The organism is Maribacter polysaccharolyticus (genome assembly GCF_028882255.1).
Lineage (GTDB): Bacteria > Bacteroidota > Bacteroidia > Flavobacteriales > Flavobacteriaceae > Maribacter_A > Maribacter_A polysaccharolyticus.
Map to the genome: position 1 here is coordinate 399,761 of NZ_JARBUY010000003.1, position 16,751 is coordinate 416,511.

Genomic DNA, 16,751 nt, shown 5'->3' on the forward strand with positions numbered 1-16,751 from the left:
TGCTAAGTTGGCTTAAATATAGGATTTTTAATTTTCGATTGGACCGCTATTTGTGTAGGGCCAATTGAATGCGTTTTCTGGGGACATCTACCTCCAATACCTTTACGATGATCTGCTGGTGCAAGTGTACATGTTCGTTTACATCCTTTACAAAGGAGTCCGAAAGGTTGGAAATATGGATAAGGCCACTTTCCTTAATTCCGATATCTACAAAGCAACCGAAATTGGTGATGTTGTTCACGATGCCCGGGAGCAATTGGCCGGCCTGTAGGTCGGTAATCGACCTGATATTTTGATTAAAGGTGAATACTTTGGCTTTTTCACGGGTATCCAGTCCGGGTTTTTCCAATTCCTTGATGATGTCCTTTAGGGTAAAGAGCCCTATGGTTTCCGTGCAATATTTATCCAGGTCTATGCTTTGTAACAACGGTTTGTTTCCGATGAGGTCCGACACCTTTTTACCGAGGTCTTTGGCCATTTTTTCAACTATGCCGTAACTCTCCGGGTGAACGGCGGAATCATCCAATGGATTTTTCGCATTTTTTATACGCAGGAATGCGGCACCCTGTTCAAATGCCTTTCCGCCCAAACGCGGAACCTTTTTAATGGCCGTCCTACTTTCAAAGGCCCCTGCTTCGTTTCTATAGGCCACGATATTCTCTGCCAGTTTCGGACCAATCCCCGAAACATAGCTCAGTAACGGAACACTTGCCGTGTTGATATTGACCCCGACAGCATTCACACAGCTTTCGACCACCGTATGTAATGAGGTCTTTAGCTTGTTCTGGTCCACATCGTGTTGGTATTGCCCTACCCCGATCGATTTTGCGTCGATCTTGACCAGTTCGGCCAAGGGGTCAGACAATCTTCTACCGATTGAGACCGCACCACGCACGGTTACATCATAATTGGGGAATTCGTCCCGGGCAATTTTTGAGGCGGAGTAAATGGAGGCCCCGGCTTCACTTACCACAAAAACCTCGACGGGGTTTCTGAATTGGATCCGTTTAATAAGTTGTTCGGTTTCCCGTGATGCCGTACCATTTCCGATGGCAATGGCTTCTATCTTATAGGCATCGGCCAAGGAGCTCAGCTTTTTAATGGCCCCTTTGCTGTCATTTTGGGGGGCATGGGGGTAAATGGTCTCGTTATGTTCCAATTCGCCCTGTGCGCTGAGGCAAACCACTTTACAGCCCGTTCTAAAGCCGGGGTCGATGGCCAGTATGCGCTTTTCGCCCAAAGGTGACCCCAGTAATAATTGTTTTAGGTTTTTCGAGAATACCTGAATGGCCGAATCATCCGCTTTTTCTTTTGCCTTTTTTAAGGTTTCATTGGAAAGGGACGGGAACAACAAACGTTTATAAGCGTCTTGAATGGCCAATTGGATCTGGGCGGTACACGAATTGTTGCTTTTCAGTAGCCGTTCCTCAATTTTTTGAAGTGCCCGATCGGTATCGATTTCAATTTTCACCCTTATGAATCCTTCGTGTTCAGCACGGAGAATGGCCAAAAGGCGATGCGACGGACACCGATTCAGTGATTCGCTCCAGTCAAAATAATCCCGATACTTTTGGGCTTTTTCGTCTTCCTTCTTGGTGCCGATCACTTTGGTGGTCAACTGGGCGAATTTTTCCAACTGGTACCGTAGTTGATTTCGAATGTCGGTACGTTCATTGATCCATTCAGCGATAATATGCCGGGCACCCTCCAGGGCTTCATCCTCATTCTTGACGGTGTCACCTAAAAACCGTGATGCTTCATATTCGATTTCATCGGTACGTTGGGCCATGATGATCTTGGCCAAAGGTTCCAATCCGTTTTTTCGTGCCGTTTCCGCTTTGGTCTTTTTGGATTTTTTAAAGGGGAGGTACATATCCTCCAAGGTGATGGCGTCACTGGCCGAAATTATTTTATCCTGGAGTTCCGCAGTCAGTACCTCTTGCTCTTTCAGGGCTTTGAGGATGGCCGCCTTTCGTTTTTCCAGCGCCTCGAATTGTGCTTTGTACGTAACGATATCGCCGATCTGGACTTCATCCAAATTGCCCGTTTTTTCCTTTCGATAACGGGAAATAAAAGGTACCGTGCAATCTTGGTCCAATAATTCAACCGTATGTAGAACTCCTTTTTCAGGAAGCCCGGTATGTTTTACGATGTAGGGGATGAGTTGCATTTATCTTTTTGATATTAGATTTTTGGTATCCGGTCGAGCGCAGTCGAGACCTTGATCTTATTCAGTAGGTTTAAAATCATTGGGCGAAATATTTCTACACGCCTCCAAAATTTGCAATAGGTCGTATTTGCCGATTTTCATCATAAGACATGTGTTTTGTCAAAGACACGTCGTCCCATTTAAAATAGATAACTAATGGCCCTACCTTGTTTAAGGGTTTAATTTATGGTAAATCCATTGTCGACCCCATCTTCATCAGGGTTGATGAAAACCAACTTGCCATCCGCATTTTCGGTCATAAGGATCATCCCTTCACTTTCAACGCCCCGAAGTGCCCGTGGTGCCAGATTGACCAAAACGGTCACTTTTTTTCCTACGATTTCTTCAGGCGTAAAACTCTCCGCAATACCGGAAACGATCGTTCGGGTATCCAAGCCCGTATCTACTTTCAGAACCAATAGTTTTTTGGCCTTGGGCATTTTTTCAGCTTCTATGATGGTGCCCACACGCATGTCCAATTTTGAGAAATCGTCAAAGGTAATGGTGTCTTTCTGTGGTTCAACTTCCTTGTTCATTTGTTCATTCGTTTTTTTTGTCGCTTCCAGCTTATCCAATTGCGCCTGTATTTCCTGATCTTCCACTTTACGGAACAATAATTCCGCTTTGTTGATTTGGTGATCGGGAGGTAAAAGAACATCCTTGGTTCCGATCGCTGCCCAAGAGGTCTCCGTGGTACTCGACCCCATAGCCAATATTTGCTTTAATTTATCAGCGGTAAAGGGTAAGAAGGGTTCGCTCAATACGGCCAGGCCGGTAGCGATCTGAAGGGCGACGAACATAATGGTCTTTACCCGTTCTTCATCTTGCTTTATAACCTTCCACGGCTCTTCATCGGCTAAATATTTATTGCCCAAACGGGCCAAGTTCATCAATTCTTGGCTTGCTTCCCTAAAACGGTACCGTTCTATGGAGCTCGAGATAAGGTCTGGATAGCCACTCAGTGCCTCCAAGGTTTCTTGGTCCACTTGTGACAATTGTCCCGGGGCAGGTACTTGTCCGTTATAATATTTATGGGTCAATACCACAACCCTATTGATGAAATTCCCGAAAATGGCGACCAGTTCGTTGTTGTTCCGGGCTTGGAAATCTTTCCAGGTAAAGTCGTTGTCTTTCGTTTCCGGGGCATTTGCGGTCAAGGTGTACCGCAATACATCCTGCATATCGGGAAATTCATCCAGATATTCGTGTAGCCAAACCGCCCAGTTTTTAGAGGTTGAAAGTTTATTGCCTTCCAAGTTCAGGAACTCATTGGCAGGTACGTTATCGGGTAGGATATAATCTCCGTGTGCTTTTAGGATGCTTGGGAATATGATACAATGGAAAACGATATTGTCTTTCCCTATAAAATGCAGTAATTTGGTATTTTCGTCTTTCCAATAGGGTTCCCAGTCCTTCCCTTCCCGCGCTGCCCATTCTTTCGTAGAGGATATATAACCGATGGGGGCATCGAACCAAACATATAGTACTTTGCCTTCCCCTCCTTTTACGGGAACAGGGATTCCCCAATCCAGATCACGGGTTACGGCCCTAGGTTTTAAGCCGTCATCGATCCACGATTTACATTGGCCGTAAACGTTGGGTTTCCAATCTTTCTTATGTCCTTCGAGGATCCATTCCTTAAGGAAATCCTCATACCTGTCAAGGGGCAGGAACCAATGTTTGGTTTCTTTTAGGGTGGGTACCGCACCTGTGATGGTTGATTTGGGGTTGATCAAATCAGTTGCATTCAAGGTAGAACCACAATTTTCACATTGATCGCCATAAGCTTCCTCATGGCCACATTTTGGACAGGTACCTACAACAAAACGATCGGCCAAAAATTGGTTGGCTTCCTGGTCATATAATTGTGCCGTGGTCTCTTCGATAAAATCGCCTTGTCCATAAAGCTTTACGAAAAACCCGGAAGCTGTTTCGTGATGTACCTCGGCCGAAGTCCTTGAATAATTATCAAAGGAGATCCCAAAATCCTCGAACGATTTTTTAATGATGGCGTGGTACTTATCGATGACATCCTTGGGGGTAACACCTTCTTTTTTTGCCTTCATTGAAATGGCCACTCCATGTTCGTCGCTACCACAAACAAAGGCTACGTCTTTACCCAATAAACGCTGGTATCTTGCATAAATGTCGGCGGGGACATAAACACCGGCCAAGTGCCCTATGTGAATGGGGCCGTTGGTATAGGGTAATGCTGCCGTAATGGTATATCTGGCTGGGGTTTTTAAGTTTTCTGTCATCGACTTTCCGGATTAAACCGCAAAAATACAGATTTTGGTGGGAGAATTCCCCCATAAGAACGGAAATGTGAAAGGCCGAAGTTGGATGATTTGCCTGCTTGGGGTATCAATGAAAAGACCCTAATCGTATATAATCAGGGCCTTTTTCGTAAAGTGGGGGTCGGTTAAGCAACCATTACGGATTTGCTCATTTTTTGGTTTTGTACATTGATGCGATAAATATATTTTCCCGTGGAAAGGTAATTCGGCATTCTTTCCCTGATATTTATCTCGGTAGATCCCTCAGGCATCATTTCGTTAAGGACGGTACCCACATTTTGCCCCAGGATGTTGTAGAGCTGTATTTCTAATTGGGCGCTAAAGGGCATTTCCAGATAAATATGGGGGGTACTATCGGTAGGATAAAAAGGTTTGTGTACAATGGCATCCAACAGATCGGGGTCATAAGGTGTTTCGGAATCGGGATCTGTTGTAGGTATGGTAGGTTCCCCATCGCTATAAACAATATCGGGAAAATCGATACCACTACAGTTGAATCCAAGATTTACCGGAGCATAGGGGTGGTCCAATAAATGCTGTTCTACCAAGGGAATATCCACACAGAGCCATTCAGCCAGTACGGTGGCATAAAGATCCCTAAAGTCCATCGTGTATTCGAGGTTGCCGCGCCCATCGGGATTGTCCAAGGTCGGGTGTTCTCCGACAAAGGCACTACCGTTCAGTCCGGAACCAAAGAAAAGGGTAGGTGCTGCCTTCCCATGGTCGGTACCGTTCGAGCCATTTTCGAAAATTCGTCTTCCGAACTCGGAAAAGGTCATACTCAACACCTTATCGTCTTGTTCGGTAAAGGCAATATCATCATAAAAATTGTCGATGGCCACCGATAGGTTGGTCATAAGTTGTTCGTGGATCAAGGGCTGGTTGCCATGGGTATCGAAACCGCCCATGGAAATCATATATACCTTGGTCCCTAAATTACCTTTGATCAAACGGGCCAATAGGGCCAATTGTTTGGCGAAACCATTGTCCTGGTATTCCACTTGGTTTTGTCCTCTTTCATAGGCAGCATGAATAAGTCCTGAATATTCGTAGGTGGTATTTGCTACCCCACGTAGGAATTTCAATTGATCGCCATACATGCAATCCCCGAAAAGGGTATCATCCAAACTATATTGTAGGCCAGATTCCGCGATTTCCTGTAGTTGGTCGACATTGGAGGTCACAAAGGCATAATTGGTCTCTTCCCCTTGGAATACCAAATTGCCGAATTGCCCTATTTGGATTGCCGCTGGGGCTGCTGGGGGATTGATAAGGTAATCGGGATAGATGTTTTCGAAATACCTTCCCATCCATCCGGTATTTTCCCCACTGAAACCCGTGGTGGTCAGATCCGTATTGGCAAAAATATCGGATCCCGTAAAGTGGGACAGACTTTGGTTTTCGTATCCAACCCCGTGGACCGCTTTAAATTGGCCATCTGCCCACATGGGTTCGAGTGACTTCATATAGGAAGGTACCCCATATTCATCGGTGAGTTTCAATACTTTACTTTCCGGGATATAAATATTGGGCCGCGCATTGGCATAGGAGTCATATTGGTTAATGGGAATAACGGTACTAAGTCCGTCATTACCCCCCGATAGGCGGATCAGGATTAAGATTTTATCGGTTTCAGCCGCCGCTATCGCCGCAGTCAAAGGTGAAGGTGCCGAAGCCGTTAGCATATTGGCACCCAGGACCATGGTCCCCGTACCGGCAATGCCCATGGCCTGAAGAAAAGATCTTCGGCTCCAGGTTTTATGTTCTTGGTCATGGCCTTGGTGTTCCAGGCCTTTATGGGGAGTGTTATCGTGGATATCGCACATAGTCGTAGGTTTATTTAAGTTGGAATTCAGGTTCTCTTGCCAAATACTGAAGCAATAAATACACTTGGAATGGGGCTGATTGCCACGTTGCCAAGGTCCAGGAAGGGGTCGTGCCGCCTTCATAGTAGGTGTCATCCACATCGCTGCGGAATACTGAGAAGGCCTTTTCATAATCCGATTCGGTAAGTAAGCCTTTAGACAGTACAAAATCGATGATGGGTCTTGCAATCGTTTCCGGATTGTTACTCGTTAGGCCGTCATCGCCGACAATGGCCATACCAAAGTCCCTGAATTGTTCATTATCGGCCTGATAGAAATCCTCAAGTATGGATTCTATGGTCAACCAACGACCGATGATGAAATTGGTATTGATCCAAGAGCGGTCCCTTTGCCACCCGGCAACATCGAAAGGATCGAAGAGTTCCTGACTGAGCAGTTCGCAATAATTGACCATTTCGGCTACGTTGGTATCGGTATAGGCAAATCCGGATTCGTTCAAAAAATTGAAATAAAAATCGAACGGACTCTTTATGATCACTCCAATCGCCTCATCATCAAAGAAATGTTGGCTTTTGAATAATTGGGACAAGACCGGGGCCAATTCAAAATCGTTCGAAATGAAGGTACTGGCCATGCCATCTATGATCACTTGGGCATTGTTGGCTTCATCCTTCGAATCGGGGTGTACAAAGAATTCATAGAGTTTTCTACAAATGAATTCGGCAATTTGGTCGGGGCGCTGTTCAAAAAGGATATCGATGACATCATCATACCCCCAATTGCCCGTTTGGTCAAAAATGGTCTTGTTTTCGGTGTTGAAATTGGTGGGGTCGAAAGTCACCGCCTCACACCCAATATCCCCACGGTTGACATAACCTGAAAGGGCTTTGGCCGTTTCAATAATATCGTCTTCGGTATACCCATTGCCATCACCCAAGGTAAAAAGCTCGTACAATTCCCTGGCATAATTTTCGTTTGGGTTGTTCCCATTGTTATAGGCTCCATCCAAATAGTAGAGCATGGCGCTGGTCAACCCAATTTCACTGACAAAGGTTTTGAAGTTACCGATGGCATTACGTTGCAAACAGTTAACGTAATAATAAAGAAATGAATTACAGTTATAAACGTCTATTTCGGTAACAAAATGATTGCTCCAGAAAAAACTGAGCCTATCCCTGAGATTATTGGCCAATAGGGCATTGGCATAAGTGATTTTCCACGACTCCAGTTGTTCCCGCTTAAGATCGCTTGCGACATCATCATCATCGGGATAGTCACCATTGTTCCAATCTGCCCAAGTAGGTGCGGGGGTTGGAGCCATACCAATGGCCTGGTTCACAAGTGTATCTACCAAAGCATCGGCTGAAAGTCCGACCCCTTGTTTTATCGTCTCAACCGAGGCACTGAACCCCAATCTTCGGTACAGATGCGCAACCCTGGTAATATCCAAAGGTGTCGTGTACGGCGCTAATGTAGAGGTGTTACAATTAACGAAGTATTCCATAGTATTTTTAGGCTTTAAGAACGTTCATGTGCGTAGGGGGCAGATTCTTAACGGCTAATCAAATTGGATATTATGTAAATCCAAGTATTTTCGTTGTTATGCATTCCAAATAACGGTGATATGTATCAAAAAGACGATGAAAGCTAAATATATTCGATAAAATGCATAATTTTTAACAATAAACATAAAATATTATGGGCAAACATAATGAATTTGGTAAAGAAGGAGAACGGATTGCGGTAGATTTCCTACGCAATAAAGGCTATGTCATCAAATATACGAATTACAGATATCTTAAGTCCGAAATAGATATCATTGCCCAAAAAGACACTATTCTGGCCATTGTCGAGGTACGTTCGCGGAGTAGTGACTTTATTGAAAATATTGCAGAGACCATTACCAAAAAGAAAATCGATCTATTGGTGCAGGGGGCAGACCATTATGTCGTGGAAGAAGATCTGGATGTCGAAGTCCGTTTTGATGTGATTACGATCCTTAAGAACAAAAACGTCTTTAAAATCGATCATTTGGAAAATGCTTTTTACCATTTCTAAATTTATTTTTGCACAATTTGTTTTATATGTAACAATATGTTATATTTGCACTAATTAATTTGACCATGAAAACAATTTCCTCCGTAGTTGAAGAGTATATTAAGAAGAAACCGTTTCTTCAAAGTGCCTTGGCCCAGGGTATAATAAATTTAACATCGCTTTCAAGGATCGTTAAGCCCGAAATCGAAGAGCAATTGGGTAAGGATGTCAGGAATGGGGCTATTGTAATGGCTTTAAAACGCCTTTCCGATGATTTGGAATTTAGGGCGACCCATAAGATAATCAAGGTTTTAAAGAATATCGGTGAAATCACCGTGCGATCATCGCTTACCGATTATACCTTTTTGGCCTCTGACACCATTCTAACCCAACAAGCAAAATTATTGGAAGAAATACATTCCAATCAGGATGTGTTTTATACTTCGTCCAGAGGGGTAAATGAGATGAATATCGTTATCAGTAATCTGATGGATGATACGGTTGAACGGCTTTTTAAAATGGAGCGCTGTACACAAAAGGCGAATAACCTTTCCTCGATAACGGTAAAACTTCCGTCAGAGAATGTTTCGGTTCCGGGAATCTATTATTTTATTTTCCAACGCTTGGCTTGGGAAGGTATCGTCCTTTATGAGGTTATTTCGACGACCAATGAGTTTACGATCATCGTCAACGATGAACAGGTCGATATCGCCTTTAAGACCATTAAAGACCTAAAAACCTTGTAAGGGTTTATTTGTTTTCCAGGAATACCACGACGTCTTTATCGGTTTCGGGTTTGGCGATAATTCGTTTGTCCTTGTCCAATATGAAATAGGTAGGGGTCTTTTGGATGTCATAGATCTTGGCATAGGCGCTTTCCCATTTGCCCAATGCAATGGCATGTTCAAAATGCGGAAGACGGGCCGATTCTTTTTCCCAATTTATGGAATCGTTCTCGAGTCCGACGGCAACCACTTTTACCGATTCGGACCCAAAATCTTCCAATTTCTTATGCAACGCGGGAAGTTCATTCAAACAGTGGCTACAGGTGCTGCTCCAAAATACAAGGATATAATTTTCTGCCCCTTGCAACCCTTGGAGGGTAAAGGGCACCTTGTTCTTTTCCCATTTGATATTGGGGGCCACCGCTCCCATACGAAGTCGGTTATGTACTTCGATCTCACCTATTAATTTTTTGTTTTTCGTTGCGATGGCCAATTTTTTCAAGTACGTATGATAAATGTAATCGGAAGTGATATCATAAGCGCTTGTAGCGGCCTGTGTCCATAGACTGTAAAAAACATGCATTTTGTACGGGTCGCCGATATGGGCCAAAATTTCATTGATCTTATTGACGTTGGCATTCATGGCTTCCTGCCTTTCCTGATCGGTCATCGTTTTCAATGGAAGGGCCGTAAAGGTATAATTAAGCAATTTATCGGTTAAAAACCCTGAGGCCTGTAAAAGGGTATCTTGAAATTGCAAGGCATCAAAGTAGTGTTTCTTTTTGCCTTCAATATAGGAATAGACCGTTGGTGAATCTTTGGGGATATAGGGTTTATTACTGGTGATAAAGTGATGGGCCATCGTACCCATAGATCGCTTTTCATAGGTGTCCTGAACATTTTGAAGCGCTTTTGTAAGTGCTATGAAATCCTTTTTATCCGTGTTGCCAGAGGTATAGTAATCGGTAATCTGTCGTTCCAGATCCGTTATTTCCTTAAAATAGGTGTTGAAAAGAATATTTTCCTTGGAATTGAAGAACGATACACCAGAGGTCGCATCAAAGGCAAGGGTTATATCTTCCTTTCCGTTATAAATGACATCAAAATAAAATTGTTCCTGTGGAATGGCATAGACCAATCTATAGGTGCCTGCTGCAGCATTCTCCGGCATCTTTAACTCGAATACCCCGTTTTTAATCGCCGTGTCGACCACAAAGTTTTGGGAGCTCGGTTTTAGCTGATAGGCAATTACCCATTTATATTCTTTGGCAGGGGAAAATGTTCCTGAAATGGTATGTTGGGCGTTAATTTGTAAGCCAAGGAAAACGGCTAGGATAAAAAGTAGTTTCTTCATAAATCGGGTAAAATCAAAAATCGGTCCAAATTACAAATTTTGGTTGCAGTTGGAAAGGTCAAAGGGGTTGTAAATTTTAATTCTTAATGATGTCCTCTGTTTGCTGTAGGATGGGAGGTTGGCAACACTCCAATGAATTTCCTATAAGTACGGAAGAGGAACCATGGATTTTTATGGTCGATTTTATAAAATCCGATGCTTCGGCCTTGTAGATGTTGTCGACATATTTTTGGGGGTTACGGTCGATATACGGAAACCAGGTACTGTGGATCTGGATCATGATACGGTGCCCTTTTTTAAAGGTATGCAGTACATCCTGCAAACGAAAATCAACATCGGTGGGTTCATTGGGTATAAAAGGTTCGGGTTTGTCAAGACCGTTTCTGAACCTTCCCCGAAACACCTCGGATCGTACCAATTGTTGATATCCGCCCATGACAATATTTTCAGGATTATGTTCATAATTGGGATGGTCATCGGGATAAACATCAATAAGCTTTACGATAAAGTCCGCATCGGTGCCCGTCATCGATACCTTGAGTTTTGAAAGTATTTCCCCGGCAAGAACGATATCTTCCGAAAGCATCCCGGTTTCGAAGGTCAATACATCGGGTCTTCGGGAAGCCTGTCGTTGATCATCGGACATAAATCGCCGAGGGGTAAAGGTAAGTCCTTCGGTTTGCGAGGTATAGGGTACGGGTTTCATGGGGTCGCTAAGGTATTCGAAAGTGGCCTCCGTATCGGTAGGTTCGTTGATCGAAAGTTTGCCTTTTGCACCAAAATACAGGGTTATGGGTTCAATTTCCTTTGGAGGCCAAGCTTCGAAGGTCTTCCATTTTTTAATGCCGGTATCGAACATATACGCTTCAGGAAGTGGGTTGATGTCCTGGTCTTTCAAATAATGGGCAAAGAATTTCTGTTCGATCTCTTTTTGATAAAAGGAAGAGATACTGTCCCCGAAATAAATATGGTTGTGTATGGTCTTTCCGTTTTCCCTGGCCCAACCGCCATGTGCCCAAGGCCCCATGACAATGGTGTTCTTTGCTTTCGGACTTGAGGATTCAATGGTCTTGTATATCGACAACGGTCCGTATAGATCTTCGGCATCGAACCAACCCCCAACGGTCATTACCGCAGGTTTTATATCCTTCAAATGCGGAAGAATGTTTCTTTTTTGCCAAAATTCATCGTAATTGGGATGTTCTGTGATCTGTTTCCAGAAGAAATTATCATAGTGGTATTTTTCGGTGATATTTTTCAGGGGCCCCAACCGTAAATGAAAATCATAACCATCCGCTGCCGGATCATCATAAAAGCGTTTTATTTTATCGATATACCAGGGTTCCCGGGTAAGACTGTCCTTTTGATAGCCAAAGACCGCAAAAGCTGCAGTATAACTCTGTAGATAGGCCCCTTGATGGTGAAAATCATCAAAGAAAAAATCTGCAATCGGCGCTTGGGGGGAAGAAGCTTTAAGGGCAGGATGGGCATCGGGAAGGGCCGCCGCCGCATAGTGCCCAGGGTATGATATGCCATACATACCGACTTTCCCATTGTTGCCCTTGATGTTTTTGATCAACCAATCAATGGTATCCCAGGTATCCGAACTTTCGTCAATATCGGTTTTGTTTTTGCGGTTATTGCCCGGGATATTGGGCCGCATGTTGTCAAAGGTCCCGTCAGACATGTATCTGCCCCGTACGTCTTGAAACACCAGTATATAATTGTCTCTCAACAGGTAGGTGGAAGGGTAGCCAATAATATTGTAATCGGTATGCCTAGAGGCATTGTAACAGGTTCTGTTCAGTAAAATCGCCGCTTTTTCCGATAGGTCCTTAGGGGTGTAAACCACGGTAAAGAGTTCCGCCCCATCGCGCATGGGAATGCGGTATTCCTTAAGGTCGTAATTTTGGTGTATGTATAAGGAGTCACTGATTTGTGCGGAAGTTGCCGTTATGGAAAATACCATAACAAGGGCAAGAAGATATTTCAACATCGTATTTTGGTTATTTGACCAGAAAGATAAACATTTTTGGGTATTCGGAAGTGCCCCGAATGTTGGTTTTATGCAAAATACCTGTAAATGATTTTAAACGGGGGTAACCTTAAAATCATTAAGCGTCCTTTACTATAGGGGTGTTCAGGTTTTCGAATGGCGCCAAGGCCTTCAGGGCCTTTTCGGCCGAAGTTATCTTATCGAAGGTCAGTAATAGCCGAAGTCCGTTCCGGGTTTCCTTTTCTTTCAGTTTGCAAAGGTTGGCATGGGATTGTACAAAGTGCAATACCTGGGTAAATTTAGCACTTTGATAAAAGGCCGATTGTTGGTCGGAGATGAAATATCCGATCATTTTGCCCTTTTTCATGACGACTTTTTCAAGACCTATACTATTCGCTATCCATTTGATACGTACCGAATTCAGAAGGTCGACGACCTGTGTAGGCAATTCCCCGAAACGATCTACCAGTTCGGATTCGAATGTTTGTAGTGCTTCCTCTTCCTTAATGGAATTGAGTGCTGTGTACAGGTTCAATCTTTCCGTAATATTATTGATGTAATCATCGGGAAACAATAATTCGAAATCAGAATCGATCTGGGTATCTTTTACGTACACTTTTTCGTGGTGGCCCTCTACTTCTTCATATAAGTCCTTAAACTCATTTTCCTTCAGTTCATCAATGGCTTCGGCCATAATTTTTTGGTAGGTATCAAAGCCTATTTCGTTAATGAAACCGCTTTGTTCCCCACCTAGGATATCACCGGCCCCACGGATTTCAAGGTCTTTCATGGCAATATTGAAGCCACTTCCCAATTCGGTGAATTGTTCCAGGGCCTGTATTCTTTTTTGGGCTTCGGACGTCATGACCTCATAAGGGGGCGTAATGAAATAGCAGAAGGCTTTTTTATTGCTTCGACCGACACGTCCGCGCATTTGGTGCAGGTCGCTAAGGCCGAAATTATTCGCATTGTTGATGAAGATGGTATTGGCATTGGTGACATCCAAGCCACTTTCAACAATGGTAGTGGAAACCAGGACATCAAATTCCCCGTTCATAAATGCGAGCATCAGGGTTTCCAATTTTTTGCCATCCATTTGTCCGTGGCCTATACCTATTTTCGCATCGGGCACCAAGCGTTGGATCATACCGGCAACTTCTTTGATGTTCTCAATACGGTTATGTATGAAAAACACCTGTCCTCCCCGTTGTATTTCATAGGAAATCGCATCGCGGATATTTTCTTCAGCGAATCGGATGACATGGCTTTCAATGGGATATCGGTTGGGCGGAGGGGTGTTTATAACCGATAGATCACGCGCCGCCATCAAACTGAATTGAAGGGTTCGCGGAATAGGGGTGGCGGTCAAGGTGAGAACATCCACGTTCTCTTTGATCGATTTTAGTTTGTCCTTGACGGAAACCCCGAATTTTTGTTCTTCGTCAACGATCAATAGCCCCAAGTCCTTGAATTTTACATTTTTGTTGACGAGTTGATGGGTGCCGATAACGATATCGACTTTGCCGTTTTCCAATTTTTCCAAGGTCTCCCTTTTTTCTTTCGCCGTCCTGAACCGGTTGAGGTAGTCTACGTTGACCGGCATTTCTTTCAAACGTTCCGAAAAGGTCTTATGGTGTTGAAAGGCCAAAATGGTCGTAGGTACCAAAACGGCAACTTGCTTGCCATTTTCTACGGCTTTAAAGGCCGCACGTATGGCAACTTCGGTCTTTCCAAAACCGACATCACCACAAACGAGGCGGTCCATGGGTCGCTCGCTCTCCATATCCTTTTTAATGTCCTCCGTAGCCTTGCTTTGGTCAGGGGTGTCCTCGTAAATAAAGGAGGCCTCGAGCTCCAATTGCAGATAACTGTCAGGCGCATATTGGAATCCTTTCTGCAGTCTTCTTTTGGCATATACCTGTATGAGGTCGAAGGCGATTTTCTTGACCCTGGTTTTCGTTTTTTGTTTCAGCTTTTTCCAAGCTGCCGAACCCAATTTAAAGATTTTGGGAGCGGCCCCGTCCTTACCGTTGAATTTAGAGATCTTATGTAGGGAATGGATACTTACATACAAGATATCGCGATCACCGTACATGAGTTTTATGGCTTCCTGTTTTTTGCCTTCAACATCTATTTTTTGAAGTCCACCGAACTTCCCGATCCCGTGATCGATATGGGTCACGTAATCCCCGATCTCCAGTTTGTTCAGTTCCTTTAAGGTAATCGCCTGTTTTTTGGAATGACCGTTTTTAAGATGGAATTTGTGGTAACGTTCAAAAATCTGATGATCTGTATAACAGACCAATTTAAGGTCATCGTCTATAAAGCCTTGGAAAATAGGGAAAACTACCGTGGCGTATTGGATATCGTGGTCTACTTCATTAAAAATATCATGAAATCGTTTGGCCTGCTGTTCCGAAGCACAGAAAATATAATTCGTATACCCGTTTTCGTTGTTCCGATTGAGGTTTTCAATCAATAGATCGAATTTCTTGTTGAAGGAAGGCTGTGGTTTCGTCTTAAAAACGATTTCTTCGGAAGGTTGCTTTTTTAGGGTATCCATGGCCCCGCCCATTTCCACCAGCCCATAATCCTGTAACTGGATTTTAAGCTGTTTTGAATTTACGAACAGTTCTTCGGGAAGGGCGTGTTTTATTTCCTGGGACAATGTTGTAAAGGACTCCTCCGCCTTTTCGAAAAATGCATCCAATCGGTCATAGATCAGTTCCAGGTTTTTTGTCAGTACAAGCGTGTTGGGGGAGATATATTTCAGGAACCCCTCACGGGTCTCGTTTAAAAATTTATTCTCCACATTGGGGATGATGGTGATCTTGTTCACCTTTTCGGTAGACAGTTGCGTCTCAATGTCGAATGTTCGTATACTATCCACTTCATCACCGAAGAATTCGATGCGATAGGGTTGGTCATGGGAAAATGAGAAGACATCCACAATACCCCCACGAACCGAAAACTCTCCGGGTTCGGTCACGAAATCAACACGTTTGAACTGGTATTCGAAAAGCACCTCATTAAGAAAATCCAAGGATAGGGAATCATCGATTTTGATTTTCAAGGTGTTTTTATCAAGTTCCTTCCGGGTAACCACTTTTTCGAAAAGGGCATCGGGGTAGGTCACGATGGCCGCAGGTTTTTTTCTCGAATTGATGCGGTTCAGGACCTCTGCCCTGAGCAATACGTTGGCATTGTCGGTTTCTTCGATCTGGTACGGCCTGCGATAGCTTCCCGGATAGAACAATACATCCTTTTCACCAATGAGAAGTTCCAGGTCGTTCAGGTAATAGGCGGCTTCTTCCTTGTCATTGAAAACCAGGAGGAAAGGCCGATTCGAACTTTTGAAGACACTCGAAATCGCAAATGAAAGTGATGAGCCGGTCAGTCCTTTTAAACTTGTCCGTAAAGGGTTGGAATTCCCCGGGGCATTTTGTGATTGGGCAATGGCAGTCTGCAGTTTCCGTAAAGGGGGAGACTGTTCGAATAGCTGTTGGATCGTAGTTTGGGTCAACCGCTTTTATTTTAATATACCCCTGTAATGACCAAATAAATCGATTTGGATGTCAGTACAGTTGGTTGTTCAATGCCCGAATGTATTGGGGCTGTTAATTTTTTGAAGTGCAAAGATAAGCGGAAGCCATGGGTTGCACAAAGGTAAGGTCAGATTTTTATGACCAACCCATCTGCAAGGGCAAATACCTCGTCCTGTTTTTTTGGCTTTAGGGAATGCGATCCCGTGAACTCCCCAAAGGCTGGAAGGATCATTTGATCTTGATGTTTGAAAAAGCAAGGTAGCCGTAACGATTGTTTGCCGATCCCTTTGATTTTAACGTTGGGGTGTATGTGTCCGCAAAAGTTGAAGTATCCCTTTCGGTTTTCGGGCTTGTGGGTGAGCAGGAACTTGTCGATGATGAGCTCGTGGTACGATCGTATGCCCAGCGCTTCGTATTTCAATGGGGAAATCACATCATGGTTGCCGGTTACCAAGATCATTTCCAATGGGGTTCGTTCTACCCAGGATTCAAAATGGTGCCATTCATTGTTGATATGGGCATGGAACAGATCTCCGAGATAGATTATTCTTTTGGGACAAAAATAGGCTATGGCGCTATCCATCAGATCAAAATTGGCCTGCAGGGCTTTTAGGGGGACCGCGGCCCCGAATTTTCTAAAATGGCTTACCTTGCCCAAATGCACATCGCTGATCAAAAGGGAAGATCTTTCTTTCCAGAATAGGGAACCCGTCGGGTGCAGGGTAAAGTTGTTGTCGTGTATTTGAACGTGCTGTGTCACAG

10 protein-coding genes are annotated in these 16,751 nt (G+C 43.9%); 2 read left to right on the top strand and 8 right to left on the bottom strand.

Annotated features, from left to right (window positions below; all coding sequences use genetic code 11):
* Window positions 1-46 precede the first annotated feature (46 nt).
* From PHU20_RS11315 to PHU20_RS11330, 4 genes are all read right to left on the bottom strand, one after another.
* Complete coding sequence (locus PHU20_RS11315; RefSeq protein ID WP_274825481.1) at window positions 47-2,170, bottom strand: Tex family protein; 2,124 nt, start codon at window positions 2,168-2,170, stop codon at window positions 47-49.
* Between the two features lie 218 nt (window positions 2,171-2,388).
* On the bottom strand, window positions 2,389-4,467 hold the full coding sequence (gene metG, locus PHU20_RS11320; RefSeq protein WP_274825482.1) for a methionine--tRNA ligase: 2,079 nt from the start codon (window positions 4,465-4,467) through the stop codon (window positions 2,389-2,391).
* Window positions 4,468-4,631: 164 nt separating this feature from the next.
* On the bottom strand, window positions 4,632-6,332 hold the full coding sequence (locus PHU20_RS11325; protein WP_274825483.1) for a DUF1501 domain-containing protein: 1,701 nt from the start codon (window positions 6,330-6,332) through the stop codon (window positions 4,632-4,634).
* Window positions 6,333-6,342: 10 nt separating this feature from the next.
* Complete coding sequence (locus tag PHU20_RS11330; RefSeq protein WP_274825484.1) at window positions 6,343-7,836, bottom strand: DUF1800 domain-containing protein; 1,494 nt, start codon at window positions 7,834-7,836, stop codon at window positions 6,343-6,345.
* A gap of 194 nt (window positions 7,837-8,030) precedes the next feature.
* Between PHU20_RS11330 and PHU20_RS11335 the strand changes: the two genes are divergently transcribed.
* A complete protein-coding gene (locus tag PHU20_RS11335) occupies window positions 8,031-8,390 on the top strand; it encodes a YraN family protein (RefSeq protein ID WP_274825485.1) in 360 nt (119 codons plus the stop codon).
* A gap of 65 nt (window positions 8,391-8,455) precedes the next feature.
* Entirely contained in the window at window positions 8,456-9,115 is a 660-nt protein-coding gene (locus PHU20_RS11340) for an aspartate kinase (RefSeq protein WP_274825486.1), read from the top strand.
* 4 nt (window positions 9,116-9,119) lie between these two features.
* On the opposite strand, the gene PHU20_RS11345 is transcribed toward PHU20_RS11340, so the two are convergent.
* The 4 genes from PHU20_RS11345 to pdeM form a co-directional block, all read right to left on the bottom strand.
* Entirely contained in the window at window positions 9,120-10,448 is a 1,329-nt protein-coding gene (locus PHU20_RS11345; protein WP_274825487.1) for a peroxiredoxin family protein, read from the bottom strand.
* Between the two features lie 76 nt (window positions 10,449-10,524).
* Window positions 10,525-12,444, bottom strand: coding sequence for a CocE/NonD family hydrolase (locus PHU20_RS11350; RefSeq protein WP_274825488.1), 1,920 nt, complete (start codon window positions 12,442-12,444; stop codon window positions 10,525-10,527).
* Window positions 12,445-12,562: 118 nt separating this feature from the next.
* Window positions 12,563-15,967 (bottom strand): transcription-repair coupling factor, encoded by a 3,405-nt coding sequence (gene mfd, locus PHU20_RS11355; protein ID WP_274825489.1) that lies wholly within the window; start codon window positions 15,965-15,967, stop codon window positions 12,563-12,565.
* 149 nt (window positions 15,968-16,116) lie between these two features.
* On the bottom strand, window positions 16,117-16,749 hold the full coding sequence (gene pdeM / locus PHU20_RS11360; protein ID WP_274825490.1) for a ligase-associated DNA damage response endonuclease PdeM: 633 nt from the start codon (window positions 16,747-16,749) through the stop codon (window positions 16,117-16,119).
* Window positions 16,750-16,751 lie beyond the last annotated feature (2 nt).